Annotated in this window: 22 protein-coding genes; 9 read left to right on the top strand and 13 right to left on the bottom strand. The window is 63.5% G+C overall.

Features of this window, described 5'->3' with window-relative positions; translation table 11 throughout:
* The first annotated feature begins 107 nt into the window (after nt 1-107).
* Together NKG60_RS13210 and NKG60_RS13205 are read left to right on the top strand one after the other, a co-directional pair.
* Nucleotides 108-1,088, top strand: coding sequence for a ComF family protein (locus NKG60_RS13210; protein ID WP_352671639.1), 981 nt, complete (start codon nt 108-110; stop codon nt 1,086-1,088).
* Between the two features lie 15 nt (nt 1,089-1,103).
* Entirely contained in the window at nt 1,104-2,306 is a 1,203-nt protein-coding gene (locus tag NKG60_RS13205; protein WP_352671642.1) for a DNA-processing protein DprA, read from the top strand.
* A 360-nt stretch (nt 2,307-2,666) separates the two neighbouring features.
* On the opposite strand, the gene NKG60_RS13200 is transcribed toward NKG60_RS13205, so the two are convergent.
* The 6 genes from NKG60_RS13200 to hisS form a co-directional block, all read right to left on the bottom strand.
* On the bottom strand, nt 2,667-3,770 hold the full coding sequence (locus NKG60_RS13200) for a calcium:cation antiporter (protein ID WP_352671644.1): 1,104 nt from the start codon (nt 3,768-3,770) through the stop codon (nt 2,667-2,669).
* A gap of 214 nt (nt 3,771-3,984) precedes the next feature.
* Nucleotides 3,985-4,167 carry a cysteine rich repeat-containing protein gene (locus NKG60_RS13195; RefSeq protein WP_352671646.1) on the bottom strand — a complete coding sequence of 61 codons (183 nt, stop codon included), beginning with the start codon at nt 4,165-4,167 and terminating at the stop codon, nt 3,985-3,987.
* 105 nt (nt 4,168-4,272) lie between these two features.
* A complete protein-coding gene (locus NKG60_RS13190; protein ID WP_352671648.1) occupies nt 4,273-6,039 on the bottom strand; it encodes an AMP-binding protein in 1,767 nt (588 codons plus the stop codon).
* Between the two features lie 497 nt (nt 6,040-6,536).
* The gene (gene hisG, locus NKG60_RS13185) at nt 6,537-7,238 is read right to left on the bottom strand and encodes an ATP phosphoribosyltransferase (RefSeq protein ID WP_352671650.1); all 702 of its coding nucleotides are present in this window, start codon (nt 7,236-7,238) and stop codon (nt 6,537-6,539) included.
* On the bottom strand, nt 7,235-8,356 hold the full coding sequence (locus tag NKG60_RS13180; RefSeq protein ID WP_352671652.1) for an ATP phosphoribosyltransferase regulatory subunit: 1,122 nt from the start codon (nt 8,354-8,356) through the stop codon (nt 7,235-7,237). The genes hisG and NKG60_RS13180 overlap by 4 nt, the downstream gene beginning before the upstream one ends.
* A 178-nt stretch (nt 8,357-8,534) precedes the next feature.
* A complete protein-coding gene (hisS, locus tag NKG60_RS13175; protein ID WP_352868536.1) occupies nt 8,535-10,097 on the bottom strand; it encodes a histidine--tRNA ligase in 1,563 nt (520 codons plus the stop codon).
* Between the two features lie 209 nt (nt 10,098-10,306).
* Here hisS and NKG60_RS13170 point away from each other — a divergent pair, with 209 nt between their 5' ends.
* On the top strand, nt 10,307-10,561 hold the full coding sequence (locus tag NKG60_RS13170; RefSeq protein ID WP_352663965.1) for a hypothetical protein: 255 nt from the start codon (nt 10,307-10,309) through the stop codon (nt 10,559-10,561).
* 4 nt (nt 10,562-10,565) lie between these two features.
* Here the strand turns inward: NKG60_RS13170 and NKG60_RS13165 are convergent, their stop codons facing one another.
* A complete protein-coding gene (locus tag NKG60_RS13165; protein WP_352663967.1) occupies nt 10,566-11,201 on the bottom strand; it encodes a DNA-3-methyladenine glycosylase I in 636 nt (211 codons plus the stop codon).
* 222 nt (nt 11,202-11,423) lie between these two features.
* On the opposite strand from NKG60_RS13165, the gene NKG60_RS13160 reads away from it, so the two are divergent.
* The gene (locus tag NKG60_RS13160; protein ID WP_352663969.1) at nt 11,424-12,158 is read left to right on the top strand and encodes a L,D-transpeptidase; all 735 of its coding nucleotides are present in this window, start codon (nt 11,424-11,426) and stop codon (nt 12,156-12,158) included.
* A gap of 281 nt (nt 12,159-12,439) precedes the next feature.
* A complete protein-coding gene (locus NKG60_RS13155) occupies nt 12,440-13,360 on the top strand; it encodes a bifunctional 5,10-methylenetetrahydrofolate dehydrogenase/5,10-methenyltetrahydrofolate cyclohydrolase (RefSeq protein WP_292664484.1) in 921 nt (306 codons plus the stop codon).
* Nucleotides 13,361-13,371: 11 nt separating this feature from the next.
* Here the strand turns inward: NKG60_RS13155 and glcF are convergent, their stop codons facing one another.
* The 5 genes from glcF to NKG60_RS13130 form a co-directional block, all read right to left on the bottom strand.
* Nucleotides 13,372-14,703 carry a glycolate oxidase subunit GlcF gene (glcF, locus tag NKG60_RS13150; protein ID WP_352663971.1) on the bottom strand — a complete coding sequence of 444 codons (1,332 nt, stop codon included), beginning with the start codon at nt 14,701-14,703 and terminating at the stop codon, nt 13,372-13,374.
* A gap of 68 nt (nt 14,704-14,771) precedes the next feature.
* Entirely contained in the window at nt 14,772-15,155 is a 384-nt protein-coding gene (locus tag NKG60_RS13145) for a DUF4870 family protein (protein ID WP_352663973.1), read from the bottom strand.
* On the bottom strand, nt 15,152-16,408 hold the full coding sequence (locus NKG60_RS13140; protein WP_352663975.1) for an FAD-binding protein: 1,257 nt from the start codon (nt 16,406-16,408) through the stop codon (nt 15,152-15,154). Before NKG60_RS13140 ends, NKG60_RS13145 begins: the two co-directional genes overlap by 4 nt.
* Before the next feature lie 218 nt (nt 16,409-16,626).
* The gene (locus tag NKG60_RS13135; RefSeq protein ID WP_352663977.1) at nt 16,627-18,123 is read right to left on the bottom strand and encodes an FAD-linked oxidase C-terminal domain-containing protein; all 1,497 of its coding nucleotides are present in this window, start codon (nt 18,121-18,123) and stop codon (nt 16,627-16,629) included.
* 138 nt (nt 18,124-18,261) lie between these two features.
* Entirely contained in the window at nt 18,262-19,596 is a 1,335-nt protein-coding gene (locus NKG60_RS13130) for a DUF3422 family protein (RefSeq protein WP_352663979.1), read from the bottom strand.
* A 310-nt stretch (nt 19,597-19,906) separates the two neighbouring features.
* Here NKG60_RS13130 and NKG60_RS13125 point away from each other — a divergent pair, with 310 nt between their 5' ends.
* The 3 genes from NKG60_RS13125 to NKG60_RS13115 are packed head-to-tail and all read left to right on the top strand — an operon-like array spanning nt 19,907 to nt 22,710.
* Entirely contained in the window at nt 19,907-20,710 is an 804-nt protein-coding gene (locus tag NKG60_RS13125) for a FadR/GntR family transcriptional regulator (protein WP_352663981.1), read from the top strand.
* A gap of 54 nt (nt 20,711-20,764) precedes the next feature.
* Nucleotides 20,765-21,901, top strand: a complete 1,137-nt coding sequence (locus NKG60_RS13120; RefSeq protein ID WP_352663983.1) for an alpha-hydroxy acid oxidase — start codon at nt 20,765-20,767, stop codon at nt 21,899-21,901.
* A 38-nt stretch (nt 21,902-21,939) separates the two neighbouring features.
* Nucleotides 21,940-22,710 carry a metallophosphoesterase family protein gene (locus NKG60_RS13115; protein ID WP_352664347.1) on the top strand — a complete coding sequence of 257 codons (771 nt, stop codon included), beginning with the start codon at nt 21,940-21,942 and terminating at the stop codon, nt 22,708-22,710.
* A gap of 24 nt (nt 22,711-22,734) precedes the next feature.
* Here the strand turns inward: NKG60_RS13115 and NKG60_RS13110 are convergent, their stop codons facing one another.
* A complete protein-coding gene (locus NKG60_RS13110; RefSeq protein ID WP_352663985.1) occupies nt 22,735-23,742 on the bottom strand; it encodes a LacI family DNA-binding transcriptional regulator in 1,008 nt (335 codons plus the stop codon).
* A gap of 201 nt (nt 23,743-23,943) precedes the next feature.
* Between NKG60_RS13110 and NKG60_RS13105 the strand changes: the two genes are divergently transcribed.
* On the top strand, nt 23,944-25,209 hold the full coding sequence (locus NKG60_RS13105) for an ABC transporter substrate-binding protein (RefSeq protein ID WP_352663987.1): 1,266 nt from the start codon (nt 23,944-23,946) through the stop codon (nt 25,207-25,209).
* Nucleotides 25,210-25,226: the final 17 nt, after the last annotated feature.

Raw genomic sequence — 25,226 nt, 5'->3', positions numbered from 1 at the left:
GTCATTCAACCCTCCTTCGGCTTTTCCGGCCGAAATAGAATCGAGCTTCGCCGCAAAGCGCAACCCAGATGTGTGAATGCGATAGAGAATGGCAAGTTGAGAAGATTTTGGACGTGCTCGATCAAGCCGACGATGGCATGTCGGCGATAGGGCTCACCCAAGAAGTGAACCTTCGTAAGTCGCAGATCGAAAAGGTTCTCAAGATGCTCTCGGTAGCAAGTAGCGGGCTTGTGGCGAAGCAGGGGTCCCGCTGGTATCGCACGATCAACGCATACCAGTCGGATCGAGAGCGTGTTGAACGACTAACTGGGCAGCGCCAAGGGGAATGGGATCACGTCCGAGCCTATCTAGAGACCGACCGTTGCCTCATGCGGTTCCTTGGCGAGGCACTCGATGACCCTGCTGCTCGCGACTGCGGGCGCTGTGCCAATTGCCTCGGAGTGCCACTCATCGAAATCGAGCTGAACGCCGCCGCTATTGCAGAGGCGAGCCGGTTCATAAAGCGCAGCGATGTCGTCATCAAATCCCGGAAGAGGTGGGAACCAGGCGCGTTTTCCACCTATGGTTGGACTGGCAATATCGCACTCGGGCTCCGCTGCGAGGACGGACGGGCGCTTTCCGTCTGGCGAGATGCCGGTTGGGGGACTCAGGTCGATGAGGACAAGGAAGGCGGACGTTTCAGTGACGAGCTTGTCGAGGCATGCGCCGAGATGATTGAGGAGCGGTGGCACCCTCAGCCCGCGCCGACGTGGGTCACCTGCGTGCCTTCATTACGCAGTGAGGCTCTCGTCCCTGATTTTGCGAAACGCCTAGCCATTCGGCTTGGCGTTCCATTTAGAGACGTCGTCTCAAAGGTGAAGGAAACGCAGCGCCAGAGGCATATGATGAACAGCTGGCAGCAATCGAGCAATCTGGACGGAGCGTTTGAGGTTGCTGCCGAGCAACTCGAAAGGGGATCGGTGTTGCTGGTCGACGACGTGGTCGACTCTCGTTGGTCTTTAACGGTGATCGGCGCGCTCCTTCGGCAGGCCGGAGCAGGGCCAGTCTTTCCGCTTGTGCTGGCGTCAGCGTCAGCGGCGGAAAACTAAAGGAAAGTGATGGGAGTGTTATCGCCCGATACCCAGGCAACCTTGCTACTGGTAGGTCAATTTGCTCGCTCGCCCGAGGTGAAGCCGCTTACGATAGCGGAGTATAACCGGCTTGCGAAGCAACTGCTCGATTTAGAGATGCGCCCGGCGGATATCGTGCGCCAGGTGCCAAAGAGTCTCATAATAGATTCAGATCGGATCTCGAAACTGTTGGCGCGTGGAACGTCGCTTGCATTGGCTGTTGAGCGTTGGTCGCAGCTCGGGATTAAGGTGATCGGCCGAGGTGACGCGTTTTATCCCTCACTGCTAAAGAAAAAACTTCGCAGTGCCGCCGCGCCGATCCTCTATCTCGCTGGTAATTCGGAACTGCTCGACGCCGAAGCAGTTTGTATCGTTGGTTCACGCAACGCGTCAGAGTCCGGATTGGAGTTTGCGGCCCAATTAGGACAGCGCTGTGCTTCGGAAGGCTTAGTCGTGGTGTCGGGCGACGCTCGTGGAGTCGACCGTGTAGCTATGGAAAGCGCTATTGAAGCGGGAGGCAGCGTCACTTCGGTTTTGGTCGATGCGCTCGCGAAAGCGGTCCTTGCTAAGCGAAATCGTGACCCAATTCTTTCGGGAAAGCTCGTCCTCGTCACTCCTTACGACCCCGACTCTAGCTTCACCGTCGCAAACGCTATGGATCGCAATAAGTACATGTACGCGCTCGCGTCCGCGGCGGTGGTGGTCGACAGCGATACCAAGGGCGGTACCTGGACGGGTGCCGTTGAGAACGAGAAGCATCGTTGGACGCGAGCCTTCGTTCGGTTAGCGAACGACGCCGCGCCCGGAAACCAGCGTCTAGTCCACCTTGGACTGCGGCCCATCGCGAACCTTGAGAGAAGTGGGTCTCAGAGTCTAAGACAGTTCCTATTTTCGGACGCCGAGGGTGGTTCTTCGCAACTCGGCCTGCCAGTAGAGCCCACGCCACCCGCTATCGAGGCGCCGCATTCGGCCAAGTCCTTGTATGATTTCTTTATCGAGGCTCTTACCGAGTGGCTGACTGACGGGCCCCAGTCAGACACTGCAATCGCGGAGCGATTTGAGCTCGAACGAGAGCAAGTCAGGTCCTGGCTCGACCGGGCTCAGGGATCGGGCGTTGTTCAAAAGCTCCAGCGACCGACGCGGTTTGCGATTCAACTTGACCCACCTAGCTCTGGAAAAACGGAGGTGAATTCTTAATTGCGATATTATCGCCTCTTCGATATCCCAGGTGCGTAGTACTGAAGGTATCAAGACTCTCAGACCCTGCAATTCCCCCAAGATTTGAGGAGAACCTGTCGAAGAGTGGTCTGCTACGTGCAGGGAGGTCAGAGTATTCCGGCCTTGATCGACATCAGGGGCTGGCTGCGTGTTGCAAATCATGAACGCGGCCGGTGTCAAGCGTCCGCTCATGGCGCAAACGCCCGGCGCAACACAAACTCCCGCGACCTGCCGTTTTCAGCAACTTGATGCGCAAGCGGATGGCTGCTCGTTCGAGATCCCGACCGATAGCGGCTTTGCTGACCAGTCTGCATCCGATCGCCGGCTTCCCCACCTCCCTCACGGCACAAATATCAAAAACACATACGTGCAAAACACCACCAGATGCACCAGCCCGGTCAGGAACGTCGTTCTTTCCGTGCTGAAGCTCACATTGCAGATGAAGAGCGCCAGGACCAAAAGCACCGTGTCGGTCGCCGGCAGCCCCAGTGTCAGTCCTCTTCCGGTCAGCAGGCTGGCGGCGGCTATGCCTGGTATTGTCAGGCCGATCGTGGCGCAGGCCGAACCCATGGCGACGTTCAGGCCGCGCTGCAGTTCGTTGTTGAGCGCGGCACGAACCGCCGAGATCGCCTCCGGCATCAAGACCAAGCCCGCGATCATTGCGCCGACAATGGCGTCCGCCTGGGCCACCTGGTAGGCGACGAGAGCGTCTTCGACACTTGCCGCGACCTGCTCGGCCAGCATGACGATGCCGATCAGCCCGATCAGCAGGAGCAGAGCGCCGGCGGCGAGGCTTTCGTGGGCGTCGGCTCGCACCGCGGCGCCGTGTGCTTGTGCGTCGATGAAATCGTCGCGGTGGCGGACAGTCTGCGCGAACAGAAAACCCGCATAAAGCAGCACCGAAAGCACGCTGACGAAGCCGAGTTGCGCCGCCGAGAACGTGCCGGGATCGGTGGTTCGCGTGTAGGTCGGCAGAATGAGCGTCATGACGCTGAGCGCGACCAGAACCGCCAGGTAGGCGCTGGTCCCTTGGCGGACGATCGCCTGCTTGCGATGGCGCCAGCCGCCAAACGTCAGACACATGCCGACGACGCCGGTGGAGGTGATCATCACCGTCGAGAACACGGATTCGCGCGCAAGCGTCGGGTTGTTGGCGCCGTGCAGCATGATCGAAACGATGATCGACACTTCGATTGCCGTCACGGCGATGGTCAGCACCAACGTGCCGTACGGCTCGCCTACCCGCCTGGCCACCGCCTCGGCGTGGTCGAGCACGACGAAAATGGTGATGAACATGATCGCGCTCGACAGCGCGCCGATGAATATCCTGGTGCCCAGCGACCCTTCGTCCACCGATACCCCGCTGGCCCTGACCGCGACCGCCATCGCCAGGGCGGCCAGCGGCATGCCGTAGGAAACCGCCGATCTTGCCAAACCACTCATTGTCATTCTTCTGCGTTCCCGCGGTTGCAGCCGTTGTTGCGCACTGCAACCATTCCCGCCCAGAGCAATCGCATATCATGGGTCATGACGTGCCCCCGTCGCTGCGTACCCTACCCCCTAACCCTCCCCACGCCCCTTGTGGGGAGGTGGGGTCCGCTTCGACAAGAATCCTCCTGCCCAGGGACACCTCCTGTCCCGGCACAAAGCTCACGCGTTAGCCGGGCGTGTTGGCCTTGACGACCTTCTTGCATTCGGGCGTCAGCTCGCTCATGTGATCGGCCAGGCATTTGACGACGCGGCCACCGCCCGGCAACACGCCCTTGCACAACTTCTGGTAATCTGCCTGGCAGGCCTCACGCTCGGCCGCCGTCTGCGCCAGCGCCGTGGTGGCTGCCATCTGAGTTGCCAGGAAAAGCACGCTTAACCCAATCCGCATGGAACACCCCCCTCAAACATGTTGCCCAAACAACGCCTCCGTCACGCTATACGAACGGAAGCCTTTTCACGCCGTCTTCTGCGTCACTAATCCCAGTTCATCGATCATCGCCTGGCGCATCAGGTATTTCTGCGGCTTGCCGGTCACCGTCATCGGCAATTCGGTGCGGAAGCGGATGTAGCGCGGGATCTTGAAATGGGCGATCTGGCCGGCGCAGAAGGCCTTGATCTCCTGCTCCGTGGTGATCTGGCCGGGCTTCAGCACGATCCAGGCGCACAGTTCTTCGCCATATTTCGGGTCGGGAATGCCGAACACCTGCACCTCCTTGACCTTGGGGTGGCGATAGAGGAACTCCTCGACCTCGCGCGGATAGACGTTCTCGCCGCCGCGGATGACCATGTCCTTGACCCGGCCGACGATGTTGCAATAGCCCTCGGCATCGATGGTGGCGAGGTCGCCAGTGTGCATCCAGCCGTCGGCGTCGATCGCCTCGCGGGTCTTTGCCTCGTCGTCCCAATAGCCCTTCATCACGGAATAGCCGCGCGTGCAGAGCTCGCCCGGCGCACCGACCGCGACGGTGGCGCCTTCGGCGTCGATCGCCTTGACCTCGACATGAGGATGGACGCGGCCGACGGTCGAGACGCGCTTTTCCAGGGGATCGTCGACGCTGCTCTGGAACGACACCGGGCTGGTCTCGGTCATGCCATAGGCGATGGTCACCTCGGCCATATGCATCACCGACACTACCTTTTTCATCACCTCGATCGGGCATGGCGAGCCGGCCATGATGCCGGTGCGCAGGCTGGTGAGATCGAAGGAGGCGAACTCCGGATGGTCGAGCAGGCCGACGAACATTGTCGGCACGCCGTAGAGCGCGGTGCAGCGTTCCGTTGCCACCGCCTTCAGCGTGGCGCCGGCATCGAACCCCTCGCTCGGGAAAACCATGGTCGCGCCCTTGGTGACGCAGCCCATCGTGCCCATCGACATGCCGAAGCAATGGTAGAGCGGCACCGGGATGCACAGCAGGTCGTCGACGGTGAGCCGGATTGCCGCGGTGACGAAATTGCCGTTGTTGACGATGTTGTTGTGGGTCAGCGTCGCGCCCTTCGGCGCGCCGGTCGTGCCTGAGGTAAACTGGATGTTGATGGCATCGTCCGGTTTCAACCCGTCGGAGATGCGGTCGAGCCTGTCATGCTCGTCGCGCCCAGCCATCGCCAGCACGTCGGCGAAGTTGAACATGCCCGGCGAACTCTCCTCGTCCATGCGAATGACGATCTTCAGCGACGGCAGTCTGTTGGCATCGAGCTTGCCCGGGGTGGCCTTGGCGATCTCCGGCGCCAGCGTCTCGATCATGCCGAGATAGTCGGAACTCCTGAATTTGGCGGCGGTGACCAGCGCCTTGCAGCCGACCCTGTTCAAGGCATATTCCAGCTCGACCAACCGGTAGGCCGGGTTAATGTTGACCAGGATCAGGCCGATGCGGGCGGTGGCGAATTGCGTCACCAGCCATTCCCAGCGGTTCGGCGACCAGATGCCGACGCGGTCGCCTTTCTCGAGGCCGAGCACCAGGAAGCCGGCGGCCAGCGCATCGACGGTGTCCGACAGTTCCTCCCAGGTGAAGCGCTTGTCCTGCTCGACGAAGACGGCGGCATCGAGCGTGCCGTATTTGCCGACCGTATCGGCAAACAGCGCCGGGATGGTCAGGTTGAGCAAAGGCACGCTGCGGTCGCCCGAGACATGCGCCGTGCCGTCGACAGGCGCAATGAACGAACCGCCCTCGCGATTGCCGCGCAGGCTGGTGGCATTCTTCAACTCGTCGAGATTGATCGGCATCGCCGTGTCCTCCGCAGACGGGCCGAGCCTATCAGCCCGGCGGGGTGGTGGAAATCCCGTCGATGGTAGGGCTGGGTGGGAACTCGCCCTGCCGGGCCGAAAACAAAAAACCCGCCTCGGCGGGCGGGTCTTCGGGGCCAATTGGCACCATAGCGAGATTAGTAGCACAGCTGCCGGCACAAAGCAAGAACAAAATTGCTGTGTCTTCGGGAAATCGCTTCAGGTCGGTGCCGCGGCTTGACCGCTGGATCCAGCGTTGGTGGTTGGCGAAAGCCGAGGCGATATCCGATCTCCCCCCTTGCGGGGGAGATGCCCGGCAGGGCAGAGGGGGGTGCGAAGGATCGCCAAGTTCGACTTCAGCCACCCCCAACCGAGAACGGATGAGGCTCCGATTGGCTGACAGGTCGGCGGGACAGCACCCCCCTCTGGCCTGCCGGCCATCTCCCCCACAAGGGGGGAGATTGGCAGCTTCGCCGACGGCGCCTGCTCCGCAATCGTCAGCCTGCGTTCACCAGCGCCATCCTGGCCGCAATATCGCGCAACACCGCCTCGTCGGCCGCCGCCCGCATCTTCCGCGACGCCACGAGGCAGGCCTGCGAGCGCAGGATCAGGCCATCGGCCAGCACCTTGAGATGGTTGGCGCGCAGCGTCGCGCCTGACGTGGTGATGTCGACGACGATGTCGGCCAATCCGGCTGCCGGCGCGCCTTCGGTGGCGCCGAGGCTTTCGACGATGCGGTAGACCTGGATGCCGTGCTTTTGCGAAAAGAACTGCTGGGTCAGGCGCCAGTATTTGGTGGCGATCCTGAGCCGCCGGCCATGGCGCTGACGGAAATCGGCAGCGACGTCGTCGAGGTCGGCCATCGTATCGACATCGAGCCAGATGTCGGGCACGGCGACGACGACATCGGCATTGCCGAAACCGAGGCGGGCGATGATTTCGGCGCGCGTTTCGCAATCGGCAAGGTTTTCGCGCAGCAGATCCTCACCGGTGATGCCGAGATCGACCGAACCCTGGCCGATTTCGCCGGCGATTTCGGAGGCCGACAGGAAGGCTATCTCGACGCTCTCCATGCCATCGATACGGGCGCGGTATTTGCGCTCGTCGCCGGGCAGGCTGACGGCAAGCCCGGCCTTGGCCAGCACCTCCAGCGCCTGCTCCTTGAGCCGGCCTTTCGACGGGATCGCCAGCGTGATCATGGTGCCGTCTCCCGCAGCGCCTCGATGCGGTCGAGCCAGACGGAAAAGCCGACGCCGGGGATCGGCGTTTTGGCGCCGAGCAGCGTCAGCAGCCGGTCGTAGCGGCCACCACCGGCGAGCGGCCGGTCGCCGCCTTGCGCCGCGATCTCGAAGACGAGGCCGGTATAATAATCGAGCGGGCGGCCGAAGGCGGCATCGTAGCTGATTTCAGACATCGGCAGGCCGAGGCTTTCGATGGCCGCCGCGCGGGCCGAAAAATTCTCCAGCGCAGCCCCCAGCGAAAGCCCGGCATCGGCGGCGAAAGTTTCGAGCGCCCCGGCGGCGCTGTCGAGCGGCACGTCGATCGCCAGAAAACTCTTCAACGCCGCGAATGCCTCGCTCGACAAGCGTACGCTGCGCAATTCGGCCTTCTCGATCAGCCGCCGCGCGATTTCGGACGGCGAACGCCCGGCCGTTGCCGACAGGCCGGCCTCTTCCATGCCGACGGCGATATGCGCCGAAAGAGCTTCCAGATCGCCGTCGAGGACAAGGCCGGCGACCGCGCCGGCGAGCTGGCTGTTGCGCGGCGGATTGGCGAGGTCGGCAAGGGCTGCCTCAAGCATCGGCGCCGAGCCGAAGGCGCGGGCCAGCCGCATGCGCCAGCCGCGCGGCAGGCCAAGCGCTGCCAGCACCGCCTCGAAGATGGTCTGGTCGCCAAGCGTCACCGCCAGCTCCCGGCCGGGCAGCACCAGCGAAAGCAGCGCATACGCATCGGCCAGCGAGCGCGCGTCGGCGGCGGCCGTGTCGCGGTCGCCGAGGTCCTCGATGCCGGCCTGGAAGAACTCGTTGCCGCCCTCGCGGCGCTGGCGAAACACCTCGCCGAGATAGGAATAGCGGCGCGGCGTGCCGGCCTGGCTGGCAATATGGTCGAGGCAGACCGGAATGGTGAATTCCGGCCGCAGACAAAGCGTCTGCCCGGTCTCGCTTTCGGTGAGAAAAATCCGCCGGCGCAAATCCTCGCCGGCCATGTCGAGGAACGGATCGGCCGGCTGCAGAACCGCGACCTCGACCGCATGGGTGTTGCGCGCGGCGAAGAGCGTCGCGATGTCTGATGCGATGGCGGGATAGCGGGAGGTCATGGGGATGTGGGGCGCGAGGCACCCCCCTCTGGCCTGCCGGCCATCTCCCCCGCAAGGGGGGAGATTAGTCTCGTCGCCGCCGTCGCCAAATTATCAAAATAGCAAAGGAGGCGCCGACGGCGAAGCTGCCAATCTCCCCCCTTGCGGGGGAGATGGCCGGCAGGCCAGAGGGGGGTGCTCACGCGCCACCTTTCGCCCGGTCGGCCGCCTGCGCCGCCAGTATCTTCTTCACCTCGGCGACCAGCTCACTCTCCGCCACCGTCATCTGCGCCGGCCGTGCGGCGCGCCATTCGGCGTTGTCGGCGATCTCGGCCGACATTTTCGCGCCCTCGATCAGATCCTTGATCTGCACCTCGCCCTTGGCGCGCTCGTCGCCGCCCTGGATGACGGCGATCGGGCTGCCGCGGCGGTCGGCATATTTCAGCTGCGCCTTCATGCCGGCGCCGCCGAGATACATTTCCGAGCGGATGCCGGCGGCGCGCAGCTCGGCCACCATCTTCTGGTAGCGGCCGAGGCTTTCCGTATCCTTGTCCATGGTCAGCACGACGACCGGCGCGATCACGTCCGAAGTATCGAGCTTGCCGAGGTTCTTCAGCGCCGTCATCAGCCGCGAGACGCCGATGGAAAAGCCGGTCGCCGGCACCGGCTCGCCACGGAAGCGCGAGACCAGACCGTCGTAGCGACCGCCGCCGCCAACCGAGCCGAAGCGCACGATCTGGCCGTCCTCGTTGGGGATCTCGGCCAGCAGCTCGGCCTCGTAGACCGGGCCGGTGTAATATTCGAGGCCGCGGACGACGGAGGGGTCGATGCGGATGCGATCCTCACCGTAGCCGCTTTGCGCGACCATGGTTCTTATCTGCTCCAACTCTGCAAGGCCCTCAACAAACGAGGCGTTCGTGATGCCCAGATGTTCGAGTTTCCTTTCCTCGATAAGATTGCTGAGACCGGGGTTGATGGATCCCAGTGTCTGGACAATTTCTTCGGGATCGTGCTGCGCCATGACTGTGAAATAGCTGATCACGACGTCGATCTGCGTATTGTCCAGCCCAGCACCCTTGGTGAAATCACCGCTCTCGTCCTTGCGCCCCGCGCCCAAAAGCAGGCGCACGCCCGCGACGCCAAGCTTGTCCAGCTTGTCGATCGCCCGCAGCACGGTCAGCCGGCGGCCGATATTCTCGTCGCCGCCAAGGCCGATCGCCTCCAGCACGCCATCGAGTACTTTGCGGTTGTTGACGCGGACGACGTAATCGCCGCGCTTGATGCCGAGCGCCTCCATCACGTCGGCCATCATCATCGCCATCTCGGCATCGGCTGCGACACCCGGCGTGCCGACCGTGTCGGCGTCGAACTGCATGAACTGGCGGAAGCGGCCAGGACCGGGCTTCTCGTTGCGGAACACCCAGCCGGAGCGATAGCTGCGATAGGGCTTCGGCAGGCGCTCGAAATTCTCGGCGACAAAGCGCGCCATCGGCGCGGTCAAATCGTAGCGCAGCGACAGCCACTGGTCGTCATCGTCCTGGAACGAGAACACGCCCTCGTTCGGCCGGTCCTGGTCGGGCAAAAATTTGCCGAGCGCATCGGTGTATTCGATCAACGGCTGGTCGACCGGCTCGAAGCCGTAAAGCTCGAAGACCGAGCGGATCGTGGCCATCATCTTCTCGACGGCGCGCAGATCGTCGGCGCCGCGGTCGACAAAGCCGCGCGGCAGCCGCGCTTTCATCTTTTCGGATTTGTCGGCCATGGGATGGGTACTTTGCCAAGCAATTGGTGACTTATTTCGGGTCGGCGTGTCCTACCGATGCAGGCCGGAGAAGGCAAGGGTTTGCGCTTCTCCCTGCTCCCCCTGCGCGAGAAGGCAAGAAAAAGAAGCTGAAACAATTGCGCCATGCGCGCGGCATCGTGCCGACACAATCCGGGCCGATAAGCGCGCCGAAACAAGGGGTCGGGGCCATGGCCACGCTAGAAAAGTTCGACATCATCGATAGCGGCGCACGCGACGCCTCGGTCCGGCTGCGGCCGGCCGATGGTTATGCGCCAAAAACGACGAAGCAAATCGCCGGACCGTTCGAGATCGCGGCGCAACAGCGCAGCGGGCCGACCATGCGCGACGTGCTGATGACCGGCCTGCTGGTGATCTATCCGGTGTTCGCCGCGCTGGCGGCCATCCTCGCCGGGTTTTTCCTGGCCGGCGCCGGCGGTGCCTGAGCCGCTATTTCGGCCGCTTGAACGCCTTCCGCTCCGCCTCGACCGGCTCGCGGCAGACGCAGCCCTCGAGATGGTCGTTGACCAGCCCCATCGCCTGCATGAAAGCGTAGACGGTGGTCGGGCCGACAAAGCTCCAGCCGCGCTTCTTCAGCTCCTTCGAAATGCGGACCGAGACGGCCGTCGTCGGATTGGCGCGCAGATGGGCGAGATCGACGATCTCGGGCCGCTCGTCGGGGCCGGGCTCGAATTTCCAGAACCATGCGGCCAGCGAGCCGGCCTCGTCGATGAGTTCGCGGGCGCGTTTGGCGTTGTTGATGGTCGAGACGATCTTGCCGCGGTGGCGGATGATCCCGGCATTGCCAAGCAGGCGCTCGACATCCTGGTCGGTGAAGGCGGCGATCTTGTCGACATCGAAGCCGGCAAACGCCTCGCGGAAATTGTCGCGCTTGCGCAATATGGTCAGCCAGGACAGGCCCGACTGAAAACCTTCGAGGCAGATCTTTTCGAACAGCCGGCGATCGTCGGCGACCGGCCGGCCCCATTCGTGGTCGTGGTAGTGCAGATAATCCGGCAGATTGCCGTGCCAGAAGCAGCGGGCGATGCCGTCGGGACCGGCAAGCAGACCTGTCTTTTCATCCATGGCGGAATTCCGTTCGTGTCTTGGCGTTAACGCGTTTTGACGCTGCCTTTACCGCGGCTTTACCAGATTCCTGAACCGGGCGGTAACCACACCAAAAGCTTTACTGACAGATCGGCATTTTACGCATTCCGATTCATGTTTCGGTTGCCGCTTCGCGCCCAATGTCGGCGAAATCGGGGAGGCTTTGCACCCCGGCATGTTCGACGATCAAGGTGCGTTGCGATGAAGACATTCTTGTTCCCACTGTTCGGCGCCGCGGCCATGCTTGCGGCCGGCGCCGCCAATGCCAACGACCGCTATGCCGAAAGGCCGCCGGTGGTGGTCAGCCCCGACCTTTCGGCGCCCTGGGTGCTGCAGCTCGGCCATGCGCCGGGCATCGTGCGGCAGAGCCGGCAGGAGACGCAGCCGCAACGGCGCTACCGGCGGCTGGCCGAACCGGATCAGCTGCGCACCGCAGCGGTGCAGGCGCCGGCCAAGCGCATGGTGATGCGGCCGCAGATCGACCCGATCTATCTGCCGCAGGAAGTCGCCTATGACGGCCCGCAGAAGCCGGGCACCATCGTCATCGATACGCGAGAGAATTTCCTCTATCTGGTCGGGAAGAACGGCAAGGCGCGGCGCTACGGCGTCGGCACCGGCAAGCCGGGCTTCGAATGGTCCGGCACCCACAAGATCACCAACAAGCGCGTCTGGCCGGACTGGCGGCCGCCGGCGGTAATGATCGCCCGCGAAGCCGCCAAGGGCCGCTATCTGCCGACCTATCTCGCCGGCGGTATGGAAAACCCGCTCGGCGCACGCGCGCTCTATCTCGGCTCGACCGAATACCGCATCCACGGCACCAACCAGCCCTGGACGATCGGCGGCGCGGTGTCGTCGGGCTGCATCCGCATGCGCAACGAGGACGTAGTCGATCTTTACGAACGCGTGAATATCGGAACAACGGTGGTGGTGATATAGTTGCCGCAGCGAATCATCTGGTCTAGAAAGACATTAGCTTTGGCTTTCTGAGGCCAGATGAATGAATAACGGGGGACGGGCCGTGTGGGGATGCGGCCAGTCACGAAAGGGCAGCGCGGCAAGCCGTGCTGCCCTTTTTGTTTCCGCCAACGCCAGCAAGAATTGACGGGAAGATTTTGCCGGCACGTCGCGCCACCGGCATGGCGGTTCGTTTTTCGCACTGCCTTTTCGCCGTTGCTTTGCTATGTGGCGGCTAAAATCCAGATAAAGGCCCCATCCCGATGTCCCTTTCCGACGACAGCCGCTATCTCAGAGGCGGCCCGGTTGCCCAACGCATCATCGCCGGCGTGCGCGAGGACGCGGCGATCGCCACCGCCGAAGGCTTTCCGCCCAAGCTGGTGTCGATCACCGTCGGCGATACCGCGGCGGTCGACGTCTATGTCCGCAACCAGCGCGCCAAGGCGGGGCTTGCCGGTATCGGCTTCGAGGAAAGGCGTTTTCGCGCCGACATCACCGCTGGTGAACTCGAAGCGGCAATCCACGGCCTGAATGCCGATCCGCGCGTCACCGGCATCATCATCCAGCGGCCGGTGCCGGTGCACATTCCGATCAAGACACTGCAGGCGGCGGTGCATCCGCTCAAGGACGTCGAGGGCATGCATCCGGCCTCGATCGGCAACATCGTCTATAACCAGCTCGACCTGGCGCCCTGCACCGCCGCCGCCTCGGTCGAACTGCTCAGGGAAACCGGGCTCGACCTCAAGGGGCTCGAAGTGGTGGTCGTCGGCCATTCCGAGATCGTCGGCAAGCCGATCGCGTTCCTGCTTATGAGCGAAGGCGCGACGGTGACCGTCTGTCACCACATGACGCGCTCGGTGGCGGCACACGCACGCCGCGCCGACGCGCTGTTCGTCGCGGTCGGCAAGCCGCGGCTGATCAAGGCCGACATGGTCAAGCCGGGCGCCGCCGTCATCGATATCGGCATCAATTCGGAAATCGGGCCGGACGGCGAGAGCCGCATCGTCGGCGACGTCGATGCCGAGAGCGTCAGGCATGTCGCGTCGTGGATCACGCCGGTGCCGGGCGGCGTCGGCCCGATCACCGTGGCGATACTGCTGCGCAACACGATGGTGGCGCTCAGCCGCCAGCGCGCCCGCTACCAGGCAACCTACGGCACGGCGGACAGGCTGGCGGCGGAGTAGGCGCCGTCGCATCACTCGGCCGCGATGACCGCCCGGTCGTCGCGAACGCCTTCGGGCTTCGGCCCACCGTAGGCCCAGTCGAGCAGCTTTATCGTATGCACCACCGGCAGCTTGGCGGCAGACGCGATCTGGGTGATGCAGCCGATATTGCCGGTGGCGACGATTTCGGCACCGGTCGCTTCGATATTCCTGACCTTGCGGTCGCGCAACTGAGCCGAAATCCCGGGCTGCAGGATGTTGTAGGTGCCGGCCGAACCGCAGCAGAGATGCCCTTCGCGCGGCTCGCGCACGACGAAGCCGGCACGGGCGAGGAGTTCCTTCGGCTGGCGGGTGATCTTCTGGCCGTGCTGCATCGAGCAGGCCGAGTGATAGGCGACGATGGTGCCCGGTCTACGCACCGGTTCCGGCAGGTCGAGGCTTGCCAGATATTCGGTGATGTCCCTGGCCAGCGCCGAGACGCGCGCCGCTTTGTCGGCATAGGCCGGATCGAGGCGCAGCATGAAGCCATAGTCCTTGATGGTGGTGCCGCAACCCGACGCGGTGATGACGATGGCATCTAGCCCACCCTGGTCGATGGCGCGCGTCCAGGCGTCGACGTTCCGACGGGCGGAGGCCAGGGCAGCGTCCTCGCGTCCCATGTGATGCACCAGCGCCCCGCAGCAGCCCTCGCCCTCGGGCACCACGACCTCGACACCAAGCCGGGTCAGCAGCGAGATCGTCGTGTCGTTGATGCTGGGATCGAGCACCGATTGCGCGCAGCCGGTGAGGATGGCGACGCGGCCATTTTTCTTCGTCCCCTGCCCCGCATGGACGCCCGGCAAGGCCATCGGCGAGCCTGCCGGGACCGACGCCGGTGCGAGCCTCAGCATGGCGCCCAGAGGCCTCAAGGCCTGGATTTTCTCAAACAGGCCGGCGAATGGCTGGCCGAGTTTCGCCAGCTTGAGCGCGGCGCGGAAGCGCGAGGGATAGGGCAGCACGAAGGCCAGCATGGCGCGCGTCAGGCGATCGGCCAGCGGACGCTTGTAGGTCTCCTCGATATGGGCGCGGGCATGGTCGACCAGATGCATGTAGTTGACGCCCGACGGGCAGGTGGTCATGCAGGCGAGGCAGGACAGGCAGCGGTCGATATGGGTGACGATCTGCTTGTCTGCCGGACGGCCGTTTTCCAGCATGTCCTTGATCAGGTAAATCCGCCCGCGCGGTGAATCCAGTTCGTTGCCTAATGTCACATAGGTCGGGCAGGTGGCGGTGCAGAAGCCGCAATGCACACATTTGCGCAGGATCTTCTCCGATTCCGCGACATGCGGATCGGCGAGCTGGGCAGCTGAGAAATTGGTCTGCACGTAAACGAATCCTTACCGTTTGAGCATGATCTTTTCCCAAAACCGGTATCCACTTTTGGGGATCATGCTCATAATCCCAGAAACCAGCTTTCCGGGTTTTTGACCGGCTCGCCGCGCTGTAGCGCCTGCAGGCCGAGAATACAGCGGGCGATGAACCAGACGGCGACGGCAACCATCAGCACGACACCGACGACCACGACCATCAGCAGCGCCGAGATCAGTGCATAGAGCAGGCCGATCCAGAAGGTGCGGATCAGGAATGTGTAATGGCTCTCGACGAAGCCGCCGGCCTTGCCGCGATTGATATAGGCCAGGACGATGCCGACAATGCCGCTGACGCCGATGGCTAGGCCGGCGAGATAGAGGATGTAGATGACCAGCGCATTGGTCGGACCGGGCTCCAGCCAGCGGTCGGTCTGGCGTGACGTACCGTTTTGACCTGGATCGCTCATTGGGCTCCTCCCTCGGTTGCCGGCGAAAGAGTAGCAGAGCCTGCGCCCGGCGCCATCCGGCCGGGATTGAGGATATTCTTCGGGTCGAATTCGGCCTTCAGCCGCGCCGACAGTGCTGCCAGTTGCGGCGCTTGCGGTTCGAACACCGGAACGGCGGCGCGGTGCGAAAGGGTTGCGCGCACCAGCGTCGCATGGCCGCCGCCGTGCCTTCTGATCAGGCCGCGCAACAGGCCGGCCTCGGGATCGTCCTGCTGCATGCGCAGCCAGATCAGCCCGCCCTGCCAATCGTAGAAGGCATCGACCGCGGCCTGCATGCGCAGCGCCAGCACCATAAGGTGGCCCTGCGACGGCGCCATCGAGACGCGCCATACCGGCCTTTCGCTGCCATCGGCGAACGGCGCGCAATCGCGGATATCGCGCCAGACCGAATACGAGACCGAACCCGAAATCTCATGCAGCGGCCCGGCGTTTTTCAGCAGGTCTTTCAGCGCGGCGATGCGGTAGGCGACCGACGGGCCGAAGCCCTCGATGCGCAGCAGCGTCGCAGCATCGCTGCCGAGACTTCCGCCGGCGACCCGCGCGGCGACCCGTTCGGGAAGATGGGCAGCGCTTGACACTTCGGCGCTCGAGCCGAGCGCCAGCGCCATGGCGGCGACGGCATGATCGTCGAGCAGGCCGCGGATCGCGAGCGTGACTTCGGTCTCGGCTGAAGGCAGCACCTTGAAGGTGACATCTGTGAACATCGCCAGTGTGCCCCAGCTGTTGGCCATCAGCTTGGACAGATCATAGCCGGTGACGTTCTTGACCACGCGGCCGCCGGACTTGAAGGCCTCGCCGCGCCCGGAAACGGCCGCTATGCCGAGAATGTGGTCGCGTGCAGCACCGGCCTTCAGCCGGCGCGGCCCGGAAAGGTTCGCGGCGAGTGCGCCGCCGATCGTGCCTCGCCCTGGCTCACCGCCGAGCAGCGGGCCGTAATCCATCGGTTCGAAGGCCAGTTGCTGGCCGTTTTCGGCAAGCAGGCTTTCGATCTCGGCCAGCGGCGTGCCGGCTTTTGCCGACAGCACCAGTTCGGCCGGCTCGTAAAGCATGACGCCGGAGAGTTTGGAAAGGTCGAGCGTATGCTCACTCTGCTGCGGCCGGCCGATGCCGCGCTTGGAGCCGTGGCCGACGATTTCGAGCGGCGAGTCTTCCGCCGCTGCCCAAGCGATGGTGGAGAGGGTTTCCGCGGCGGTTGATGGGGTGAAGGTGGTCATGCGGCGGGTGCGCCAATCGTAAATGAAGAGAAGCCGCGATCCTTCCCACCCCCCTCTGTCCTGCCGGACATCTCCCCCGCAAGGGGGGAGATCGGATGTCGCTTCGGCTTTCGCCAACCACCAACACTTGAAGGCGAGCAGGACGTTGAAGCAGCCAATCTCCCCCCTTGCGGGGGAGATGTCCGGCAGGACAGAGGGGGGTGTTCAAGCGCCAACCCTCAAAACCTCGGAATGTCCGGAAACGCGGTCTGCCCGCGATGCACGTGCATCCGCCCGAGTTCGGCGCATCGTCTTAGCTGCGGAAATACCTTGCCCGGGTTGAGCAGATGGTTGGGGTCGAAGGCGCATTTGACGCGCATCTGCTGGTCGAGGTCGATCTGGTTGAACATTTCGGGCATCAGGTCGCGCTTCTCGACGCCGACCCCGTGCTCGCCGGTCAGGACGCCGCCGACCTTGACGCAGAGCCGCAATATGTCGGCGCCGAAGCTTTCCGCCTTGTCGAGTTCGCCCGGCACGTTGGCGTCATAGAGGATCAGCGGATGCAGATTGCCGTCGCCGGCGTGGAAGACATTGGCGACGCCGAGCCCGTATTTCTCCGACAGTTCGCGCATGCCGGCGAGGACGCGCGGCAGTTCCTTACGCGGGATGGTGCCGTCCATGCAGTAATAGTCGGGCGAGATGCGGCCGACCGCAGGGAAGGCCGCCTTGCGGCCGGCCCAGAAACTCAGCCGCTCCTGCTCCGACTGCGAAATGCGGCATGTGGTCGAGCCGTTCCTGTAGGCAATGGCTTCGACCAGGCCGATCAGGTGATCGACCTCGACACCCGGCCCGTCCAGCTCGACGATCAGCAGCGCCTCGACATCCAAGGGATAGCCGGCCTGGACGAAATCCTCGGCGGCGTGGATGGCCGGGCGATCCATCATCTCCATGCCGCCCGGAATGATGCCGGCGCCGATGATGTCGGCGACGCATTGGCCGGCCTGCTCGCTGGTCGGGAAGCCGATCAGCAGGGCACGCGCCGTCTCCGGCTTCTTCAGGATGCGCACGGTGACCTCGGTGACGACGCCGAGCAGTCCTTCGGAGCCGGTCATCACGCCGAGCAGGTCGTAGCCCTCCGCGTCGAGATGGCTGCCGCCGAGGCGCACCACCTCGCCATTCATCAGCACCATCTCGATGCCGAGCACATTATTGGCGGTGAGACCGTATTTCAGGCAGTGCACGCCGCCGGAATTTTCCGCGACATTGCCGCCGATCGAGCAGGCGATCTGGGAGGATGGATCGGGGGCGTAATAGAAGCCCTCCTGCTCGACGGCGGTGGTGATGCCGAGATTGGTGACGCCGGGCTGGGCGACGACGATGCGGTTCTGAAAATCGATCTCGAGGATGCGGTTGAAGCGGCTCATCACCAGCAGCACCGCGTCCTCCAGTGGCAGCGCGCCGCCGGACAGCGACGTGCCGGAGCCGCGCGGCACGACGCGGATGTTGCGGTCGCTGCAATATTTCAGCACCCGCGAGACCTGCGCCACGGTTTGCGGCAGCACCACGACCAGCGGCAATTGCCGGTAGGCGGTGAGCCCGTCGCTCTCGAAGGCGCGCATTGCATTGGCGGCGTCGACGACGCCCTCGCCCGGCACGATGATGCGCATATCGGCGACGATCTCGTCGCGCCGGCGCATCGTGGCGTCGTCTGGTTTCGGCATGGCAAGGCCGGACATCGACAGCCTCCTTCGATCGACTGGTAAAAATCTTTTACCAGCGACGGCTGTCGGTTGCAAATGCCGCTTTGGCCGGGATAGGAGGCCTGTGGCCGGGACAGCCTTCCGCAGCGGCAATCTGCCGCTGCGCGCCCCGCACTACTCGCCCGGCTGCTTGCCGGGTTCGGAGTGCATGCGGCGGACGCGGCGCACGCCCCACCAGACGAGCAGGACGGCGAGCGGCACCGAGGCGGCGGTGACCATTTCCGGCGCAAAGGCATGGCCGAAGATCGAGGCGCCCTTAGCGACGTAGCCGATGAGGCCGACGACATAGTAGGACACCGCGGCGACCGAGAGCCCCTCCACCGTCTGCTGCAGCCGCAATTGCAGGCGGGCGCGATTGTTCATCGATGCCAAGAGATCGCGGTTCTGCTTCTCGACCTCGACGTCGACCCAGGTGCGCAGCAGCGTGGTAGCACGGGTGAGCTTCGTCGACAGGTTGGCCTGACGCTCCTCGACCGAACGGCAGGTACGCATCGCCGGCGCGACGCGCCGCTGCAGGAACCCGCCCCAGGTGTCGTAGCCGGGCACCGCCTCTTCCTCGAGCGCCTCCAGCCGTTCGCGGACGATGCCGTCATAGGCGCGGCTGGCGCCGAAGCGGTAGAGGCTGGAGGCGGCATCGGCCTCCAGTTCGGCGGCCAGTTCGGTCAAGTCGGCAAGTAGCGTCTGGCTGTCGCGGGTCTCGGCGACCTTCATTTCCAGCGTGGTCTGGGCCAGCCTGTCCTCGATGCGGCGGGCACGCCCCGAAAGCGTCAGCGCTAGCGGCAGGCCGAGCATGGCCAGCGTGCGGTAAGTTTCGATATCGATCAGCCGCTGCGACAGTGCCCCGGTGCGCGCCGGCGTCAGGCCGCGGTCGAGCACCAGCATGCGGGTCAAGCCGTCGCCATCCTGACGGAAATCGGTGACGATGGCCGCGTTGCCGCGCTCGACCAGCGAATAGCACAGGCTGGTCGGGTCGAAACCGGCGATCAGTTTTTCGTTCGCCGGCGTCCATTTGCGGATTTCCAGCCTGATGCCGGAAATCACCATGCCCGGCGGCGAAAACCCGTTGCCGAAGGGTGTGTCTTCTTGCCCCCTGCCGTTTTCGGCGAGCGGGCCTTCCCAGAGATAGGTCGAGAACTCCGTGTGGCGTTCCCAGCGCAACGAGCCCTTGCCCCATTTCATCGCGTGGTGGCGGGCGTGAGGGTCGGGCGCGGCGATGCCGAGGCGTCGCGACAATTCGGAAAGCACGGCCTGATCGACACCGGATCCAGCTTCGGTCATGAAGGATAGTTGCACCAGCACGCGCGGCTTTTCGACCAGCGGCTGCGGCCGCGCGTGGACCTCGCCAAGCGCGCCGGGGCGACCTTCATGCGCCGGAAAACCCATGACGCTGCCGCCCACGGCTTTGGCGCGCAGCTGGAATTCGAGGTTGGAAGGGTCGGCGTCTGGCACGGCTGGTCCCCAGAGCTTTCTGAGCCCTTTGGCAATGATTCCCTCTAGAGCGGTGCATCGTTTCACGGAAACGCCGAACCGCTCTATCTCTTTGATTCGGTGCAATTCCGGACGGAAAACCGTTTCACACTTTTCCTGGAATTGCTCTAGAGGCAATCTCGAGAGGACGCAAACACCAGTTTAGCTCAAGCTGATATGAAGCCGCGGCTGTGAAACCGACCTGGCGCGGGCAAATTGGATAAATAATTTGACCAGTTGGCGACGCTGGCTTTATCTTGCGCGACATCGGTTCAACCCCCAGGCATCCCGTTTGAGCGACATTTTCTCCCGGATCGAGCATTCGCGCACCGCCGACGAGGTGGTGCAGCAGATCGAGAGCCTGATCCTCGAAGGCGTCCTGCGCACCGGCGACCGGCTGCCGGGCGAGCGCGAGCTGGCGCGCCAGTTCGAGGTGTCGCGGCCGATCCTGCGCGATGCCTTGAAGGCGTTGGAAGGGCGCGGGCTGTTGACGACACGGCCAGGCGGCGGCACCCATGTCGCAGATGTCATCGGCCAGCTGTTCACCAAGCCGGTGACCGACTTGATCTCGATGCATCGCAAGGCGGTGACCGACTATCTGGAGTACCGCCGCGAGATCGAGGCGGTGGCGGCGGAATATGCGGCGCGGCGCGCCACATCGGACGATCTGGCGCTGCTCGACCGCATCATGGCACGTATGGACGAGGCGCACCGGACCGGCAATTTCGACGACGAGGCGGAAATCGACGTCGAGTTCCATCACGCGATCTGCGAATGCGCGCACAACATCATCCTGCTGCACACGCTGCGCTCCTGTTATCGGCTGCTGTCGGAAGGCGTGTTCCAGAACCGGCGGCTGGTGTTCAGCGTGCCGGGCGCGCGCGAGGCGCTGCTTTCGCAGCACCGGGCAATCTACGCCGCAGTCAAGGCCGGCGATCCGGCCGCGGCACGGCAGGCGGCGATGGACCACATCTCCTACGTCGAACGGTCGATGGCAGAGGCCGAGCGCAGCGGCGACTGGCAGCGCGTGTCGCGGCTGAGGCTCAGGCAGCGCTCCGAGCCCGGTGACGGTGACCCGGCAAGAAAACAGCCGTAGGCACCGCCCAGAAAATTCAACGACGAACCAGCGACGAACCAGCGGAAAAGATCCATGAGCAGCATTCTCACCATCGCCGACCTCAAGGACCTGGCGCGCCGCCGCGTGCCGAAGATGTTCTTCGACTACGCCGATTCCGGCGCCTGGACCGAAAGCACCTACCGCGCCAACGAAGAGGATTTCCAGAAGATCAAGTTCCGCCAGCGCGTGCTTGTCGACATGGACAACCGCTCTCTGGAATCGACCATGATCGGCGAGAAGGTGACGATGCCGGTGGCGCTGGCGCCGACCGGCATGACCGGCATGCAGCATCCGGACGGCGAGATGCTGGCGGCGCAGGCTGCGGAAGAATTCGGCGTGCCGTTCACGCTGTCGACGATGAGCATCTGCTCGATCGAGGACGTCGCATCGGTGACCAGGAAGCCGTTCTGGTTCCAGCTCTATGTGCTGCGCGACAAGGATTTCGTCTTCGATTTGATCGACCGCGCAAAAGCGGCGAAATGTTCGGCGCTGGTGCTGACGCTTGACCTGCAGATCCTCGGCCAGCGCCACAAGGATATCCGCAACGGGCTTTCGGCGCCGCCGCGAATGACGCCGAAGCACCTCTGGCAGATGGCGACAAGGCCGCGCTGGTGCGTCGGCATGGCCGGGACAAAGCGCCGAAGCTTCCGCAACATCGTCGGCCATGCCAAGGGCGTCGGCGACCTCGCCTCGCTATCGTCGTGGACGAAGGAGCAGTTCGATCCGCATCTGTCGTGGAAGGACGTCGCCTGGATCAAGGAGCGCTGGGGCGGCAAGCTGATCCTGAAAGGCATACTCGACAAGGAAGATGCGCTGATGGCCGCCAGAACGGGCGCCGACGCCATCATCGTTTCCAACCATGGCGGCCGCCAGCTCGACGGCGCCTCGTCATCGATCATGGTACTCGAAGAGATCGCCGATGCCGTCGGCGACACGATCGAGGTGCATATGGACGGCGGCATCCGTTCCGGCCAGGACGTGCTCAAGGCACTGTGCCTCGGCGCCAAGGGCACCTATATCGGCCGGCCTTTCCTGTACGGACTCGGCGCACTCGGCAAGGAAGGGGTTACCAAGACGTTGGAAATCATCCGCAAGGAGATGGACATAACGCTGGCACTGTGTGGAAAGCGTCTGGTCACCGACATGGGCAAGGATCAGCTTCGGCGCTAAAGTCCCGTGACGGCATGACCACGGAGGCGACGCAGGCATTGACGGAGCCCGGCATCAGTTTCTACGAGGCGCGCGGACCGCAAGGCATGCGCCTTTACGCGATCGGCGATGTGCACGGCCGGCTCGACCTGCTGACCTCCATGCACCGGCGGATCGAGGCGGAGCTCACTCAAAGGCCGTCGACCGATTGGCGCGTGATCCATCTCGGCGACTATGTCGACCGGGGCCCGGACTCCAGGGGCGTCATCGATTTCCTGATCGACGCGCAAAGACGCGATCCGCGTCACCTGATGCTGGCCGGAAATCATGATCTCGGCTTCCTCGATTTTCTCGATGTCCCCGACCCGGACGGCCTGTTCATGCGCTATGGCGGCATCCAGACGGCGCTGTCCTATGGCGTGTCGCTCAGTGGGAGCAGCGCCTGGTTTGGCCGCGCCGATGCGGCATTGCGGCAAGGGCACGCCGCACTGGTCGAGGCGGTGCCGCAGAACCATGTCGAGTTCCTGGGCTCGCTGCCCTTTTCAGTGACGTTCGGCGATTTCTTCTTCTGCCATGCCGGCATCCGGCCTGGCATTGCGCTGGAAAGCCAGAGCCCGCAGGACCTGATCTGGATCCGCGAGGTCTTCCACGATCACACCGGTCTTCATCCCAAGATCGTGGTGCACGGCCATACGCCGGTGCCCAAGCCCGAGATCACAGGCAACCGCGTCAATGTCGACACCCTCGCCTGGCAGTCGGGAAACCTCACCGCGCTCGTCGTGGACGGCACGGACAAGCGGATCATGACGGTGGCCGGCGAGAGGGCCTAGGCCGTGCTGCCATGCGGCCAAGGCTCAGCCTATCGCCCGGGTAGACTCGCGGACGACCAGGTGAGGCTGATGGATGTCCCATGCACCTGTGGCAACTTCCTTCTGGGTGATCTGCCTTAACAACATTTCGACGGCGCGGCGCGCCATGGACAGGATCGGCGTAACCACCACGGTTGGCGCCGGGTCCAGGACAGCAGCGAATTCCAGATCGTCGATGCCGACGATCGAAAGGTCGGCCGGCACTTTGATCTTCAGTTCGCGCACCGCGAACAGGATCCCAAGCGTCATCAGGTTCGAGATCGCTATCAGCGCCGTCGGCCGGTCACGGCGCTGGAGAAGCTCGATCGCCCGGTCATGCGCCTGGGTTTGATCGAAATTACCGGCGAGCTGAAGGCCCGGTTCAACCGGCACTCCATGCTCGGCGTGCGCCTGGAGGTAGCCGCCAAGACGATCGTCGTTGGTCGCCAGTCCGGCGATGCCGGTGATGATGCCGATTCTGCGATGCCCAATGCCAAGGAGATGGTCGGTGGCGAGCCGCCCTGCCTCGATGTTGTCGGTCTTGATCACGTTGTAGGGCAATCCCTCGACAAACATGTCGAGCAACACAGCCGGCACCTGGATCTGGTCGACGAGGCGGCTGCCGTGTTCGGCATCGGAGCGCGTGGGAATGATGACAAGCCCGGCCACGCGCTGGACGCGCAGCATCTTGAGCACCTGGCTCTCGCGCTCCGAATCCTGTCCGGTCGAGTAGACCACCGTCATGTAACCCGCGATAAGGCAGATATTCTCGATTTCCCGGGCAACCGCCGCGAAATGCGGGTTGGCGATGTTCGGCACGACGAGGCCGATGAGCTGCGAATTCCCGCTCCTGAGCGAGCGGGCAGCGCCGTGCGGCACGTAACCGACCGCGGCAATCGCCTTGTTGACCTTCTCGATGACCTGCTCGCTGACCGGAGCCGAGCGGTTGAGAACCGCCGACACGGTGGAGATCGCGACGCCGGCGCCACGCGCTACGTCCTTGATCGTCGCCATGCAACTGCCCCGCCCATCTGATTGCCCCTTCATCTCATTGCACTTGCCAACCACTCTCGCCTGCGTAATACTCGAAACGTTTCGTGCTTACAATCAAGCTGCCGACGACCGGTCAGGGAGGATTTGGAGCGGTTCGTATTCGAAACGTTTCGACAGCAGATTGATGTATAGCGCGTCGGGAGAACGCAAGGGAGGATTTCAATGATCAAATTGTCACGGCGTACGCTTTTGCTGTCGTCGGCCGTACTTGCCGCCGGAGCGGGAATGAGGGGCGCATTCGCACAGTCCGACCAGACCGCGACCCTGAAGCTTCAGGGCTTCGGCAGCGATGCGGAGCTTTCAGCCGTCACCAACGCGGTTGCTCGTTTCAACAAGAAATATCCCAACGTCACGGTCGACATCTCGATGGACCCGATCTCGAACGGCTGGGGAGATTACGTGACGCGGGTGATAAGCGAATTCAACGCGGGCAGCGCGGCCGATGTTTACGGCACCGCCATCGAGACCTTCCAGGCTTTTTCGTCGCGCGGCCTGTGGCTCGGCCTCAACGATTTCGTATCCGCCAATTCCGGCTTCTCTGACTTTGCGCCCAGCCTGTTCGCACAAGCCTCGTACAAGGGGGAAATCCATTACATCCCCATCGGCTGGAACAACATCATGATCAATTACAATCGCGATCTCTTCGACAAGGCCGGGATTGCCTACCCCAAGCAGGGCTGGACCTGGGAGGAATTTCGCGAGGTCGCCAAGGCGCTCACCGTCAAGGACAGCGCCGGCAATGTCAGCGAGTTCGGCTACGAGGTGCCGAACCAGAACTTCTTTATCCAGCCCTGGTTCTTCAGCAACGGCACCGGCGTGCTCAACGACGACTGGACGGCCTCGAACATGCTCGATCGCAAGGTTGCCGAAAGCCTGCAGTTTCTCCACGACCTGATCCATGTCGACCGTGTTTCGCCCATCCCGGGCAAGGAGACCATGGACAATCAGTTCATGGCCGGACAAGTGGCGATGATCAGCCGTGGTCACTGGATCGTGCAGAACGCCAAGACCAACAAGGTCAACATGGACATCGCCATTCCACCGAGCAAGGAAAGCGACACGACGGTCATCGGTTTCGGCGCTTACGCCATCTCGAAGGCAACGGAGCAGCCGGATCTGGCCAAGGCGCTGGTGCTCGAACTGACCAGCGAGGAAACGCAGAAGGAAGAGGGCGAGAAGGGCGGCGGCGTGCCGGGACGCAAATCCGCGGCGGAGACGGCTGCGTTCCTGTCATTCCCGCCCAGTGCGGCGCTGTACTACCAGACACTGCCCCACACCAAGGCGGTGCCGTCTCCAGCCAACTTCCAGGAAGTCGAGAAGATCTTCATCCGCAATTACACCGCAATGATGGCAGGCGAGGTATCGATCGCGGATGGCTGCAAGCAGGCCGATGCCGAACTCAACGAGTCTTTTGCCCGCCTCAAATAGAGGTTGGCCTGAGAACC

It is taken from the genome of Mesorhizobium sp. M1428, assembly GCF_040317515.1.
GTDB lineage: Bacteria > Pseudomonadota > Alphaproteobacteria > Rhizobiales > Rhizobiaceae > Mesorhizobium.
Note: the sequence above shows the minus strand (reverse complement) of the source record. Positions and strands in the feature narration are given on the sequence as shown.

What these genes read in the sequence shown, in the direction of transcription:
- NKG60_RS13195 (WP_352671646.1), bottom strand. Translation starts at nt 4,167, where the DNA reads ATGGCAGCCACCACGGCGCTGGCGCAGACGGCGGCCGAGCGTGAGGCC.
- hisG (WP_352671650.1), bottom strand. Translation starts at nt 7,238, where the DNA reads ATGATCACGCTGGCGATCCCGTCGAAAGGCCGGCTCAAGGAGCAGGCG.
- NKG60_RS13160 (WP_352663969.1), top strand. Translation starts at nt 11,424, where the DNA reads ATGAAGACATTCTTGTTCCCACTGTTCGGCGCCGCGGCCATGCTTGCG.
- NKG60_RS13145 (WP_352663973.1), bottom strand. Translation starts at nt 15,155, where the DNA reads ATGAGCGATCCAGGTCAAAACGGTACGTCACGCCAGACCGACCGCTGG.
- NKG60_RS13165 (WP_352663967.1), bottom strand. Translation starts at nt 11,201, where the DNA reads ATGGATGAAAAGACAGGTCTGCTTGCCGGTCCCGACGGCATCGCCCGC.
- hisS (WP_352868536.1), bottom strand. Translation starts at nt 10,097, where the DNA reads ATGGCCGACAAATCCGAAAAGATGAAAGCGCGGCTGCCGCGCGGCTTT.
- NKG60_RS13135 (WP_352663977.1), bottom strand. Translation starts at nt 18,123, where the DNA reads ATGTCCGGCCTTGCCATGCCGAAACCAGACGACGCCACGATGCGCCGG.
- NKG60_RS13110 (WP_352663985.1), bottom strand. Translation starts at nt 23,742, where the DNA reads ATGGCGACGATCAAGGACGTAGCGCGTGGCGCCGGCGTCGCGATCTCC.
- NKG60_RS13155 (WP_292664484.1), top strand. Translation starts at nt 12,440, where the DNA reads ATGTCCCTTTCCGACGACAGCCGCTATCTCAGAGGCGGCCCGGTTGCC.
- NKG60_RS13105 (WP_352663987.1), top strand. Translation starts at nt 23,944, where the DNA reads ATGATCAAATTGTCACGGCGTACGCTTTTGCTGTCGTCGGCCGTACTT.
- NKG60_RS13120 (WP_352663983.1), top strand. Translation starts at nt 20,765, where the DNA reads ATGAGCAGCATTCTCACCATCGCCGACCTCAAGGACCTGGCGCGCCGC.
- NKG60_RS13200 (WP_352671644.1), bottom strand. Translation starts at nt 3,770, where the DNA reads ATGAGTGGTTTGGCAAGATCGGCGGTTTCCTACGGCATGCCGCTGGCC.
- NKG60_RS13140 (WP_352663975.1), bottom strand. Translation starts at nt 16,408, where the DNA reads ATGACCACCTTCACCCCATCAACCGCCGCGGAAACCCTCTCCACCATC.
- NKG60_RS13180 (WP_352671652.1), bottom strand. Translation starts at nt 8,356, where the DNA reads ATGACCTCCCGCTATCCCGCCATCGCATCAGACATCGCGACGCTCTTC.
- NKG60_RS13190 (WP_352671648.1), bottom strand. Translation starts at nt 6,039, where the DNA reads ATGCCGATCAATCTCGACGAGTTGAAGAATGCCACCAGCCTGCGCGGC.
- NKG60_RS13170 (WP_352663965.1), top strand. Translation starts at nt 10,307, where the DNA reads ATGGCCACGCTAGAAAAGTTCGACATCATCGATAGCGGCGCACGCGAC.